This window comes from Streptomyces sp. NPDC056373 (assembly GCF_042262425.1).
Taxonomy (GTDB): Bacteria; Actinomycetota; Actinomycetes; order Streptomycetales; family Streptomycetaceae; genus Streptomyces.
Genome location: NZ_JBHJPX010000021.1, coordinates 109,350 through 122,244, shown reverse-complemented (window position 1 = coordinate 122,244; position 12,895 = coordinate 109,350). Strand labels below are relative to the sequence as shown.

The following is a 12,895-nucleotide window of genomic DNA, read 5'->3' as shown; positions in this document are numbered from 1 at the left end:
CCGGGGCTCTTGCCTGCCCAAGCGCCGCGGTCTTCGCCTGCTCGGGCACCGTGTTTTCGCTTGTGCCGGCCCGGCTGAGCCGTCACGCGTGTGCTGTGTCCGCTTTGTGTGCGTTTGCCGGTGTGGCATACGGCGGTCATCGTTGAGGGGATGGCGGGGGGCAGTCCTCGGAGGTGCGGATGTACGTCGTGAAGAGCCCGTTGACGGACGCGAACCTGAAGACCGTGTCCGAGGCGCTGCAAGGTGCCCTCGTCGATCTGGTGGATCTCGCCCTCGTGGCGAAGCAGATCCACTGGAACGTGGTGGGGCCGCGCTTCCGTTCCGTGCACCTCCAGCTCGATGAGGTCGTCGACACCGCGCGGAAGTACTCCGACACCGTGGCCGAGCGGGCCGCGGCCCTCGGCATCTCACCCGACGGGCGTGCCGCGACGGTGGCCGTCGGCAGCGGGATCGGCGTGACACCCGAGGGCTGGGTCGACGACACGACCGCCGTGGGAACGCTGGTCGATGCGCTGGGAGCGGTGATCGCGCGGATGCGGGAGCGGGTCGGGACGACCGGTGAGCCGGATCCGGTGAGCCAGGACATCTTCATCGGGATCACGGCGGACCTGGAGAAGCATCACTGGATGTTCCAGGCCGAGAACGGGTGACGGAAGCGGGCGCGGGCGCGGGCGACGGTCCGGGCGGGTCAGGCGAGCCCGGTGGGTCCGGCGAGCCAGGTGAGCCGGGTGGGCTTCGTGGGTCTGCCGGGACGGTTGCCCCGGCTCGTTTCGGAGAGCTGCGCGGTGCTCCCGTGTGCCTCTGGTGCGCCCTGTCCGTGGGTCCGCGCAGCGGCATAGCGTCGGGCCGGAGGTGGCGGCCGTGGCGGGGATAGCGGGCTGGGGGAGCCGGCGCTGGGGGGCTCGCGGGGCCGCGCTGGGGCTGGGGGCGCTGTGGTGGTGGGCAGTGCTCCGGCTGCTGACCGTGCCCGAGGCGGGAGTGCTGGAAGCGGCTGTCGTGGCCGGGGGGTGGGGGCTGAGTGTGCTGCCCGTGCACTGTGTGCCCAAGCGGGAGGCCCCGGGGGTTGTGGGGGCGGGGCGGCTGCGGAGGATCTGGCGGGCCGGGCGTGAAGGGGCGGCGGGGGTCAAATCGGGGGAGGTGTAGGGGGGCGTGAGGGGCCGTTTTTCCTTGCAGGGAGGGGTGATCGGCGGGGGCGTCTCACCATGGCATGGCCACGCCCCCGTTGGGGCGGAGGATCTGGCCCGTGGTGAAGGCCGAGGCGTCGGAGGCCAGGTGGAGGATCGCGTGGGCGATGTCCTCGGGCCGTCCCACACGGCCCAGGGGTGACATGCGGGCCATGACGGACTCCGTGTGCGCCTGGGACGCGCTGTCGTGCCGGTCGGTCATCGGCGTACGGATCCAGCCAGGAGCGACCGCGTTGACGCGGATGCCGTGCCGGCCCAGCTCCGTCGCGAGGGTCTTCGTCAGCTGGACCACCGCTGCCTTGGCCGCGCCGTAGCAGAGCAGGCCGGCGCCGCCGGTGTCGACGGCGCCCGAGGCCATGGTGACGATGCTGCCCCGGGTGCCGTGGGCGATCATCAGGCGGGCCGCCTCCTGGCAGGCGTACAGCACTCCCTTGAAGTTCACGTCGAGCACGCGGTCGAGGTCCTCGTCCCGGGTCTCCAGCACCGGGCTGCTGTGCATGATCCCGGCGACCGCGGCCAGGGCGTCCAGGCGCTCGCAGGAGGTGAGGGCCTGCTTCAGGCCCGGCCGGTCGGTGACGTCGAGAACGTGGGTGCGGGCGGTGCCGCCGCTGCCCTCGACCAGGGCCGCTGTCTCGTGCAGGCCCCCGGCGTCACGGTCGGCGCAGTGCACCGTCGCGCCCGCCTGGGCGAGCAGGAGGGCCGAGGCACGGCCGATGCCGCTCGCCGCGCCGGTGACGAACACCGTGCGGCCGGTGAGGTCGTACGCCGTGACAGGCATACAGGGACCGTACGAGCGTTTCTGACGGGTCGTCAATCACTGCGGCGGTGCCGGGTGGTGGCCGGGGCTGGGCCCGGTTGGCAGGTGGGGCACCAGTAGGTGGGGCGTTCGCGGGAGCCGTCGCCCTGGTCCGCGACGCGGATCGAGGTGCGGCACCGCAGGCAGGGGCGGGGAGCGCGGCCGTAGACGAAGAGGTCCTGGCCGCGGCGGCCCGTCGTGCTGCGGATCGGCCGGTCGCGGTTGGCCTCCAGCAGTTTCTTCGCGAGCGCGGGCAGCTTCTCGGCCCGGATGGCGGGCAGGGCGCCGGCCGGGAGCCAGGGGGTGACACCGAGCAGGAAGCAGAGCTCGCTCTTGTAGACATTGCCGATGCCCGCGAGGTTTCGCTGGTCGAGCAGGGCCTCGCCGAGTTCGCGGGCGGGGTCCTGGAGGATGTTGGCGAGCGCCTGGCCGGGGTCCCAGTCCGGGCCGAGGAGGTCGGGGCCGAGATGGCCGACCGCGCGATGCTCGTCGGCCGTGCGCAGCAGTTCCAGGACGGGCAGCCGGTAGCCGACGGCCGTGCGGTCGGTGTTGCCGAGGATCGCGCGGATCTGATGGCCCGGACCGCCGCTCCAGCGCTGGCCGTTCCCGTACACCTTCCAGGAGCCGTCCATCCGCAGGTGCGAGTGGAGGGTCAGGCCGCCCTCGATGCGGGTGAGGAGGTGCTTGCCGCGCGCGGTGACGTCCAGTACCGCCCGACCCGTGAGATCGGCCGTGGCGAAGCGGGGCACCCTGAGGTCGCTGCGGGTCAGCGTCCTGCCCGCGAGGGCGTCGTCCAACCGTCTCGCGGCCTGCCAGACCGTGTCACCTTCGGGCATGGGTCAAGGGTGGCACGAACGCCGCACACCCGGCCGGAGCGACGGTGGCCGGCCGGCCCTCATGCACGCAGGCGCAGTCCCCGGGGGGTCGCGATGAACCCTGCTCCTTCCAGAAGGGTGCCGATGGGGGAGGTGAGGGCCTGGGCGCCGTTGACGCGCTCCACCGTGACCGTGCCGAGGGAGCCCGCGCGGGCCGCCGCGGCGAGGGCTTCGGCGGCACTGTGCAGCCGGGGGTCGCCGGCGGGATCGCCGTCCGGGTGGGCGGGCCAGGCCAGCAGGGTCTTGCCGCCGCGCTCCATGTAGAGCGTCAGCTCACCGTCGACCAGGACCACCAGGGAGCCCGCCTTACGGCCCGGCTTGTGCCCGGCGCCGCTAGGTGGTTCGGGCCAGGGCAGGGCGGCGCCGTACGCGTTCGCCGGGTCGGCGGCGGCGAGGACGACGGCCCGTGAAGCGCCGTCGGGGCGGCTGTGGCGGCCCGTGAAGCCCTGGTCGTACCCGGCGCGACCGCCGTTCTGCCAGGACGGGGCGGCCTGCGGGGGGTGGTCGCGTGGCGAGACCCACTCACCCGGGGACGGCTTCGGGATGTCGTACGAGGGGACCATGTCGGGAAAGACGTCGGGGCCGGGGTCGCCGGTGTGGTCGTGGGAGGCAGCGGGATCGTCGTCCGGGGCGGCGAAGTCATGAGCGGGGAACGGGTCCGGCTCCGGGCCGGGGGGCGGGCCGGGCAGGTCGGCGCCGCGGTCCCGGGCGTTCGACACCGCGCGCAGGCGGTCCACCGCGCCGTCCATCGCGAACTGTGCGGCGCCCAGGCCCTCCACCACATAGCCGCGTCGGGCCTGCCCGCTCTCCTCGAAGACGGACAGGACCCGGTACGTCGCCGAGAAGCCGCCCTCTACGCCCTCCGCCGAGACCGCGCCCCTGGTGACCACGCCGTGCCGGTCGAGGAGAGTGCGGGCGAGCGCGTGGGCCCGCACGGTGGGGTCCGGTTCGTGGGCCGGGAGCAGCGACCAGCGGCCGGCCACCGTCGGCGGGCCGGAACGGGACGAGGCGCGGGCCGCGGCCGTCAGGGAGCCGTAGCGGCCGCGCGGGACGGAGCGCTTGGCGCGGTGGGCCGTCGAGCCGGCGGTGCGGCCCGAGCCGAGCAGGGAGCGCATCGGGGTGAGTGTGTCGTTCGTCAGGCGGCCGGACCAGGCGAGGTCCCAGAGAGCGTCGGCCAGTTGGGGATCGCCGGCCTCGGGATGGGTGGTGGCGCGGACCTGGTCGGCGATCTGGCGGAAGAACAGGCCGTAGCCGCCGGAGAGGGTGTCCAGGACGGACTGGTGCAGGGCGGTCAGCTCCAGGGGGTGCGGGGGCGGCAGGAGCAGGGGGGCCGCGTCCGCCAGATAGAGGGAGACCCAGCCGTCCTTGCCGGGGAGGGAGCCCGCCCCCGCCCAGACCACCTCTCCGGCCGCGGTCAGCTCGTCCAGCATCGCCGGGGTGTAGTTCACGACCCGGGAGGGCAGCACCAGCTTCTCCAGGGCGGAGGCCGGCACTGACGCGCCCTGGACCTGCTCGATGGCCCGGACCAGCCCGTCGATGCCGCGCAGGGAGTGCCCCTTGCCGATGTGCTGCCACTGGGGGAGGAACTGGGCCAGCGCTGCAGGCGGCACCGGCTCCAGCTCGTGCCGCAGGGCCGCCAGGGAGCGACGGCGCAACCGGCGCAGCACGGCCGCGTCGCACCACTCCTGGCCGATCCCGGCCGGGTGGAACTCGCCCTGGACGACCCGGCCCGCCGCGGCGAGCCGCTGGAGGGCGCCCTCGGTGACGGCGACGCCCAGGCCGAAGCGCGCGGCGGCCGTGGCAGAGGTGAACGGGCCGTGGGTGCGGGCGTAGCGGGCGAGGAGGTCGCCGAGAGGGTCCTTGACGGGCTCCATGAAGGCTTCCGGGACGCCGACCGGGAGGGCGGTGCCCAGCGCGTCGCGCAGGCGGCCCGCGTCCTCGATCGCCGCCCAGTGGTCCGCGCCCGCGACGCGGACCCGGATGGCGCGGCGGGCACCGGCGAGTTCCTGCGCCCACTGCGGCTCGGCGCCCCGCTCGGCGAGCTCCGCGTCGGTGAGGGGGCCGAGGAGGCGCAGGAGGTCCGCGACGCCCTCGGCGTCCTTGGCGCGACGGTCCTCGGTGAGCCACTGCAGCTCCCGCTCCAGCTCGGTGAGCACCTCCGCGTCGAGCAGCTCGCGCAGCTCCGCCTGGCCCAGCAGCTCGGCCAGCAGCCGCGAGTCCAGCGACAGGGCGGCGGCGCGGCGCTCGGCCAGCGGGGAGTCGCCCTCGTACAGGAACTGGGCGACGTAGCCGAAAAGGAGGGAGCGCGCGAAGGGGGACGGTTCGGCGGTGGTCACCTCGACCAGGCGCACCTTGCGGGACTCCAGGTCGCCCATCAGCTCGACGAGACCGGGCACGTCGAAGACGTCCTGGAGGCACTCGCGGACCGCCTCCAGGACGATCGGGAACGAGCCGAACTCGCTCGCCACCTGCAGCAGCTGCGAGGCGCGCTGCCGCTGTTGCCACAGTGGGGTGCGCCTGCCCGGATTGCGGCGCGGGAGCAGCAGCGCACGGGCGGCGCACTCGCGGAATCGGGAGGCGAACAGGGCCGAGCTGCCCACCTGGTCGGTGACGACCTGGTCGACCTCGCCCTTGTCGAAGACGACGTCCGCCGCGCCCACGGGGGCCTGCTCGGCGTCGTACTCCCGGCCCATCGTGACCGGCTCCTGGTCCAGCAGGTCCAGGCCCATGAGGTCGGCGTCCGGCAGGCGCAGCACGATGCCGTCGTCGGCGTGCATGACCTGCGCGTCCATGCCGTACCGCTCGGACAGCTTGGCGCCGAGCGCGAGCGCCCAGGGGGCGTGCACCTGGGCGCCGAAGGGGGAGTGCACGACCACGCGCCAGTCGCCGAGCTCGTCACGGAAGCGCTCCACGACGATCGTCCGGTCGTCCGGGATGTGACCGCAGGCCTCACGCTGCTCGTCCAGGTACGACAGCACGTTGTCCGCCGCCCACGCGTCCAGCCCGGCGGCGAGGAGACGCAGGCGCGCGTCCTCCTCGGGCAGTGACCCGACCTCGCGCAGGAACGCGCCCACCGCCCGGCCCAGTTCCAGCGGTCGGCCCAGCTGGTCTCCCTTCCAGAAGGGCAGCCGGCCCGGCACGCCCGGGGCGGGGGAGACCAGGACGCGGTCGCGGGTGATGTCCTCGATGCGCCAGGAACTGGTGCCGAGGGTGAAGACGTCGCCCACGCGGGACTCGTAGACCATCTCCTCGTCGAGCTCGCCGACCCGGCCGCCGCCCTTCTTGGGATCGGTGCCCGCCAGGAAGACGCCGAAGAGGCCGCGGTCGGGGATCGTGCCGCCGGAGGTGACGGCGAGGCGCTGTGCGCCGGGGCGGCCGGTGATCTCGCCGGTGACCCGGTCCCACACCACGCGCGGGCGCAGTTCCGCGAACGCGTCGGACGGGTAGCGGCCCGCCAGCATGTCGAGGACCGCCGTGAAGGCCGACTCGGGCAGCGAGGCGAAGGGGGCGGCCCGGCGGACGGCGGCGAGGAGATCGTCGAACTGCCAGGTGTCCAGGGCCGTCATGGCGACCACCTGCTGGGCGAGGACGTCCAGGGGATTGGCCGGGACCTTGAGCGACTCGATCGAGCCGGTGCGCATGCGCTCGGTGACCACCGCCGCCTGTACGAGGTCGCCCCGGTACTTCGGGAAGACCACCCCGGTGGAGACCGCGCCCACCTGGTGCCCCGCCCGGCCGACGCGCTGCAGGCCGGAGGCGACCGAGGGCGGTGACTCCACCTGCACGACCAGGTCGACCGCACCCATGTCGATGCCCAGTTCGAGACTGGACGTGGCCACGACCGCGGGCAGACGGCCGGCCTTGAGGTCCTCCTCGACCAGGGCCCGCTGCTCCTTGGACACCGAGCCGTGGTGGGCGCGGGCGATGACCTGGGGAGCGCCCTGGGCCGCTCCCGAACCGCCCATGAGCTCGGCCGGGGAGTGGTGCTCGTCGAGGGGCTCGCCCGTGGCCCGTTCGTACGCGATCTCGTTCAGCCGGTTGCAGAGGCGTTCCGCGAGGCGGCGGGAGTTGGCGAAGACGATCGTGGAGCGGTGGGACTGGACGAGGTCGGCGATCCGCTCCTCCACATGCGGCCAGATGGAAGGGCGCTCGGCGCCCTCCTGGCCGTCCGCGACCGGGGAACCGCCCAGCTCGCCCAGATCCTCGACCGGGACGACCACGGACAGGTCGAACTCCTTGCCGGACTCCGGCTGGACGATCTCCACCTTGCGGCGGGGGGAGAGGAAACGGGCCACCTCGTCCACCGGGCGGACCGTCGCGGACAGGCCGATGCGGCGGGCGGGCTTCGGCAGGAGGTCGTCCAGCCGCTCCAGAGAGAGCGCGAGGTGGGCGCCGCGCTTGGTGCCGGCGACCGCGTGCACCTCGTCGAGGATCACCGTCTCCACACCCGCCAGTGCGTCGCGCGTGGCGGACGTCAGCATCAGGAACAGCGATTCCGGGGTCGTGATGAGGATGTCCGGCGGGCGGGTCGACAGGGCGCGGCGCTCGGCGGCGGGGGTGTCACCCGACCGGATGCCCACCTTGACCTCGGGTTCGGGCAGGCCGAGGCGTACCGACTCCTGCCGGATGCCCGTCAGCGGGCTGCGCAGGTTGCGCTCGACGTCCACCGCCAGGGCCTTCAGCGGGGAGACGTACAGGACACGGCAGCGCTTCCTGGGGTCGGCGGGGGGAGGCGCCGAGGCCAGTTGGTCCAGGGCGGCCAGGAATGCTGCCAGGGTCTTGCCGGAGCCGGTCGGGGCCACGACCAGCACGTCCGAGCCCTCTTGGATGGCCTGCCACGCACCGGCCTGCGCCGAGGTGGGCGCGGAGAAGGCACCCGTGAACCAGGCTCGGGTCGCGGGGGAGAAGCCGTCCAGGGCTCGGTGCGCATTGCTGGGCATGCGTCCATCGTGCACCTCGGCACTGACAACGGGGCCTCGACGCCTCCTGGCCTGCCGTTTCGCCGCGAGTGCGGCCGCCGACGGGCCGGGGGAGGCCAGGGGCGGCCAGGGTCATGGGTGTACGGACGAGCCGGGCCGACGGGGGTGGGCCGGGGCGGCCGAGGCCCCGGACAATGGGCGTATGAACGAGCGCGCACGGCACTGGCAGTACGACGAGCTGCCCGGAGTCGATCTGCTGCGGGCCCGCTACGTGCACAAGACCTTCGTGCGGCACACGCACGAGAACTTCGTGATCGCCGCCATCGCCGACGGCGTGGAGGTGTTCCACCACGGCGGGGGCGACCAGTACGCGGGAGCCGGGGCTCTCGCGCTGGTGAATCCCGATACACCCCACACCGGACGGGCCGGGGTGCCCGAAGGGTGGCGGTACGGAGCCGTGTACCCGCCGCCCGACGTGGTCGCCGAGATAGCGGCCGAGACGACCGGGCTGCGCGGGACACCGGGATTCGTCAGCCCGGTGGTGGACGACCCCTACGCCGCGTCACTGGTGCACCAGGTGCTGCGGGCCGCCGACGAGGGCAACGCGCTGGCCGCGGACACCCTGCTGCGGGTCGCCGTGACCAGGCTGCTGCGGTTGAACGGCGGGCCCCTGCCACGGCGGGAGGTGCGGACGGCGGGAGCCCGCATCGCGGCACGCGCGCGTGGTGTGCTGGAGGAGCGGATGGCATGTCCGCCGACCCTGGAGCGGCTGGCGGCCGACCTCGGGACAAGCCCGTTCGCCCTGCTGCGGGCTTTCCGGAACACCTACGGGATGCCGCCTCACGCCTGGCTCACGGACGCGCGGGTACGGCGGGCGCGGCGGCTGCTGGACACGGGGACGGCTCCCTCCGAGGCCGCCCTGGCGGTCGGGTTCACCGACCAGCCGCATCTCAACCGGCATTTCAGCCGGATGGTCGGCGTGCCTCCCGGGGCCTATCAGCGGGAGCGCAAGAACGTACAAGACCTCGGCTAGCCGCGGCCCGTAGCGTGCGGGCGTGGCAGATCCAACAGTTCTCGAAGACGCAGACATCGGTGGGAAGACGGATCGGGCGGTCGTGCGCGACGCCCTTGGCGTCGGGGTGGCCGTCGGGCTGTCCGGCTTCGCCTTCGGCGTGACATCGGCCGGCAGCGGACTCACGCTGCTCCAGACGTGCACGCTCAGTCTCCTGGTGTTCACCGGGGCGTCCCAGTTCGCCCTCGTGGGGGCTCTCGCGGCCGGGGGAAGCCCGTTCACGGCCGCCGCCGGCGCCTTCTTCCTGGGCGTGCGGAACGCCTTCTACGGCCTGCGTCTGTCGCAGTTGCTGGCCCTCCCGCGCCTGGTGCGGCCGTTCGCCGCGCAGTGGGTGATCGACGAGACGGCCGCCGTCACACTCGCCCAGCCCACCCGGCGTGCCGCGCGGCTCGGGTTCGCCGTGACCGGACTATGCCTCTACATCCTGTGGAACCTCACCACGCTGCTCGGTGCCCTGGGCGCAGAGGCCATCGGCGACACCGACGCGTGGGGACTGGACGCCGCCGGGCCCGCGGTGTTCCTGGCGCTGCTCGCGCCGATGCTGAAGACCGGCAGCGAGCGGGCCGTCGCCGCGCTCGCCGTGCTGCTGGGGCTCGGGCTGCTGCCCGTGCTGCCCGGCGGAGTGCCGGTGCTGCTGGCCGCGCTGGCGGCGCCGGTGGTGCTGTGGGCGGACGGCCGGCGCAACGGACGGGGGGACGCGCGGTGAACGTCTGGATCGCGATCGGGACGACCGCCCTCGGGTGCTACGCCGTCAAGCTGGCGGGCCTCCTCGTGCCCGCGGGGGCCCTCGAGCGGCCCCTCGTCAAGCGTCTCGCCGCCCTGCTGCCCGTCGCCCTGCTGGCGGCCCTCACGGCCCAGCAGACCTTCGCCGACGGGCAGTCGCTGGTGCTGGACGCGAGGGCCGCCGGACTCGCCGCCGCCGCCGTGGCGCTGGTGCTGCGCGCCCCGTTCCTCCTCGTCGTGGCCGCGGCCGTGCTGGTGACCGCGGGGGTCCGGGCCCTGGGAGCGGGCTGATCAGTCGATGACGCGGCCGTACGCGCTGAGCACCCGCAGCGCCTCGATCGTCACGAGCGGGCGGGCCTCCAGGGCGGGAGCCGGGGCCCAGTGGCGCCACCGGACGGGCCAGCCGCCGTCCTCCTGCTGCTGCGCCGCGAGGTGGTCCAGGGACCGGGCCATCTCGTCGTCCGTGAACCACGCGCGCGCGAGCGAGCGCGGTGTCCGCGCGTAGTCGTACGGGAAGTGGTGCTCCGCCGGGGCGTAGCCGGGAGAGACCGGGTAGGAGTCCAGGCCGTCGGGGTCCAGGGCCGCGAGACGGTGCTTGCGGACCAGGCGGCCGAGACGTTCGGCGGCCGCCTGCGCACGCGGGCGGTCCGGTGCGGAGTCCAGGAAGACCACGGCGGCCTCGATCTCGTAGGGGTGCGACGTCTCCAGGGACTCGACCGCCCGCCAGCAGAAGTCCGTGGCCCGGAAGAGCCAGGCGTGCCACACCTCGTTGCGGTGCAGCAGGCCCACCACCGGCCCGGTGGCCAGCAGGTCGCTGGGCGGGTCGTCCACCACCGTCACGAAGGGGGCCGTGGGGTAGTCGCGCTGGCTGGGGTGGATCGCCGGGAGGGCGCCGTCCGCGGTCGAGACGGACGTCAGGTAGCGGCACATGCGTTCCACCCGCTGGCCGGCGCAGCGTCCGACCGCGTCCAGTACGCCCAGCGCGTGCGCGGTGTGCAGCGGCTGGCTGACCGGGCCGCGCAGGTCGGGCTCCAGCGCGTGGCCGTACCCGCCGTCCTCGTTGCGGTAGGCGTCCAGGGCGGTCTCCACCGGATCTGCGGCGGCGCCCCGGAAGTGGTGGGCGAAGCGGCGCTGCTCGAGCACGCGCGCGGTGAGCCAGACGAAACGCTCCGCGCGTGTGACGGGGCTGTGCGGCGGGGGCGTCGGGGGGAGTTCGGTAGCTCCGGTTTCGGCCATGGGTCAGACCGTAGGGCGCGAAGCGGCGCCGGCAGGCGGTCCCGGCTCAGGCCCACCCCCAGGGGCGGGATACTGGAGTCATGCGGTTGACGGTCTTCTGGCAGCGAATGGCGGAGCACTTCGGTCCTGGTTACGCCGAAAACTTCGCGCGCGACCACGTGATGTCCGAGCTCGGCGGGCGCACGGTGCACGAGGCGCTGGCGGCCGGCTGGGACGCCAAGGAGGTCTGGCAGGTGGTCTGCTCGGTGATGGACGTGCCCCGGGAGCGGCGCTGACCGTCGCCGGTGCGCCCCGGAGGCCGTCGGCTGAGGAGGCCGTCCGGCCTCCTCAGCCGACGGCGATGCCGGGCAGCTGGTCCGGGGGAGCACCCGCCGACCCGGCAGGACCCTCCCGGACGAGGCCGACCGGTCACGAAGATCGCAGCCGGGCAGACGGCCGTCGGTGGCGTGGGCGAGACTTGGACCGTGGCACCCACTGACGAGACCGGGCAGGCAGCCCAGCAGCCCTCAGCTTCCGGTACGACACCGCCTGTCCGGCCCCCGGTCGGCGGGGCCGGGACGAACGGCCGCATGCCGCGCTGGCTGCCCCGCGCCATGGTGCTCGCGCTCGCCCTCGTCGCGGTGTTCCAGTTGGGCAGCTGGGCCTTCCACCAGCTCACCGGTCTGCTGGTCAACATCCTCATCGCGTTCTTCCTGGCGCTCGCCATAGAGCCCGCGGTGAGCTGGATGGCCTCGCGCGGCCTGCGCAGAGGGCTCGCCGCGTTCATCGTCTTCATCGGCGTGATGATCCTGTCGGCAGGCTTCGTCACCCTGCTCGGTTCCGTCCTCGCGGATCAGCTCATCAAGCTGATCGAGGGCTTCCCCGAGTACCTCGACTCCGTCATCCACTGGATCAACACGCACTTCAACACCGACCTGAAGCGCGTCGACATCCAGGAGGGCCTGCTCCGCTCCGGCTGGCTGCGCAACTACGTCCAGAACAGCGCCACCGGCGTCCTGGACGTGTCGGCCCAGGTCATCGGCGGCCTCTTCCAGCTGCTCACGATCGCCCTGTTCTCGTTCTACTTCGCCGCGGACGGCCCGCGACTGCGCCGCGCGATCTGCTCGGTCCTGCCGCCCGCCCGCCAGGCGGAGGTGCTGCGCGCGTGGGAGATCGCCGTGAACAAGACCGGCGGCTACATCTACTCCCGCGGCCTGATGGCCATGATCTCCGGCGTGGCCCACTTCGTCCTGCTCCAGGCCCTGGGCGTGCCCTACGCGCCCGTGCTCGCCGTGTGGGTCGGGCTGGTGTCGCAGTTCATCCCCACCATCGGCACCTACCTGGCGGGTGCCCTGCCCATGCTGATCGCGTTCACGGTGGACCCCTGGTACGCGCTATGGGTGCTGATCTTCGTCGTGATCTACCAGCAGTTCGAGAACTACGTGCTGCAGCCCAAGCTGACCTCCAAGACCGTCGACATCCACCCCGCCGTCGCCTTCGGTTCGGTCATCGCCGGAACCGCCCTCCTCGGCGCGGTCGGCGCGCTGATCGCCATCCCCGCCGTCGCCACGCTCCAGGCCTTCCTCGGGGCGTACGTGAAGCGCTACGACGTCACGGACGACCCCCGGGTGCACGGCCACCGGTGGCGGGGAGACGGACCGGGCCTCCTCGCGCGCGCGAAGGGACTGTGGGAACGGCGCCGCGAGCCGCATCGGCCGGAGGGCCGGGGGCCCGGGCAGAACTCCTCCTGACCTGGCCGCCGGCGGGCTGACCGACCTTGCCGCCTGCGATCCGGCCAGGCCGCCGACGATCGGGCGGCAGCCTGCGCGAGGCATGGAGGTGGCCCTCGGGGGAAGGCCCGACAGCACGTGCCCGGACACGGAACGGACGGCACCGGCCGGGTTCCGGATGTGCCGCGTGGTGCGCTTGACACCAAAATCGAACATCCATTCCCATGGAGGCACCGGCGAGGCTCAACGAAGGGCATTTCGACGTACTTTGGGTAGAGAAGTGCCCGAGTTATCCACAGGCCGGACGTGCGTCGGGGCCCGTTGTCAGTGGCAGGCGTTAGCGTCTTTGACGTGAAGCGATCGACTCAAGCAAATCGGGTG

General features: G+C 73.3%; 10 protein-coding genes. 6 read left to right on the top strand and 4 right to left on the bottom strand.

Going from position 1 to position 12,895, the window contains the following annotated elements; translation table 11 throughout:
- The first annotated feature begins 179 nt into the window (after positions 1–179).
- Positions 180–650, top strand: a complete 471-nt coding sequence (locus tag ACFCXS_RS34805; protein ID WP_376647365.1) for a Dps family protein — start codon at positions 180–182, stop codon at positions 648–650.
- Positions 651–1,197: 547 nt separating this feature from the next.
- Here ACFCXS_RS34805 and ACFCXS_RS34800 read toward each other — a convergent pair.
- Genes ACFCXS_RS34800 through ACFCXS_RS34790 form a run of 3 tightly spaced genes read right to left on the bottom strand, consistent with a single transcriptional unit; the run spans position 1,198 to position 7,795 of the window.
- Positions 1,198–1,962 carry an SDR family NAD(P)-dependent oxidoreductase gene (locus ACFCXS_RS34800; protein ID WP_376647364.1) on the bottom strand — a complete coding sequence of 255 codons (765 nt, stop codon included), beginning with the start codon at positions 1,960–1,962 and terminating at the stop codon, positions 1,198–1,200.
- A gap of 32 nt (positions 1,963–1,994) precedes the next feature.
- Positions 1,995–2,816 carry an Fpg/Nei family DNA glycosylase gene (locus ACFCXS_RS34795; RefSeq protein WP_376647363.1) on the bottom strand — a complete coding sequence of 274 codons (822 nt, stop codon included), beginning with the start codon at positions 2,814–2,816 and terminating at the stop codon, positions 1,995–1,997.
- Positions 2,817–2,875: 59 nt separating this feature from the next.
- Positions 2,876–7,795, bottom strand: coding sequence for an ATP-dependent helicase (locus ACFCXS_RS34790; protein ID WP_376647362.1), 4,920 nt, complete (start codon positions 7,793–7,795; stop codon positions 2,876–2,878).
- Positions 7,796–7,976: 181 nt separating this feature from the next.
- On the opposite strand from ACFCXS_RS34790, the gene ACFCXS_RS34785 reads away from it, so the two are divergent.
- From ACFCXS_RS34785 to ACFCXS_RS34775, 3 genes are read left to right on the top strand one after another with little or no spacing between them, the layout of a single operon-like run.
- Positions 7,977–8,807: an AraC family transcriptional regulator gene (locus ACFCXS_RS34785; RefSeq protein ID WP_376647361.1), complete on the top strand. Its 831-nt coding sequence runs from the start codon at positions 7,977–7,979 to the stop codon at positions 8,805–8,807.
- A gap of 22 nt (positions 8,808–8,829) precedes the next feature.
- Complete coding sequence (locus tag ACFCXS_RS34780; protein ID WP_376647360.1) at positions 8,830–9,552, top strand: AzlC family ABC transporter permease; 723 nt, start codon at positions 8,830–8,832, stop codon at positions 9,550–9,552.
- Positions 9,549–9,860: an AzlD domain-containing protein gene (locus tag ACFCXS_RS34775; protein WP_376647359.1), complete on the top strand. Its 312-nt coding sequence runs from the start codon at positions 9,549–9,551 to the stop codon at positions 9,858–9,860. Before ACFCXS_RS34780 ends, ACFCXS_RS34775 begins: the two co-directional genes overlap by 4 nt.
- Here the strand turns inward: ACFCXS_RS34775 and ACFCXS_RS34770 are convergent, their stop codons facing one another.
- Positions 9,861–10,805 (bottom strand): hypothetical protein, encoded by a 945-nt coding sequence (locus tag ACFCXS_RS34770; protein WP_376647358.1) that lies wholly within the window; start codon positions 10,803–10,805, stop codon positions 9,861–9,863.
- A gap of 80 nt (positions 10,806–10,885) precedes the next feature.
- Here ACFCXS_RS34770 and ACFCXS_RS34765 point away from each other — a divergent pair, with 80 nt between their 5' ends.
- Entirely contained in the window at positions 10,886–11,080 is a 195-nt protein-coding gene (locus ACFCXS_RS34765) for a DUF3046 domain-containing protein (protein WP_376647357.1), read from the top strand.
- A gap of 189 nt (positions 11,081–11,269) precedes the next feature.
- The gene (locus ACFCXS_RS34760; protein ID WP_376647356.1) at positions 11,270–12,535 is read left to right on the top strand and encodes an AI-2E family transporter; all 1,266 of its coding nucleotides are present in this window, start codon (positions 11,270–11,272) and stop codon (positions 12,533–12,535) included.
- Positions 12,536–12,895: the final 360 nt, after the last annotated feature.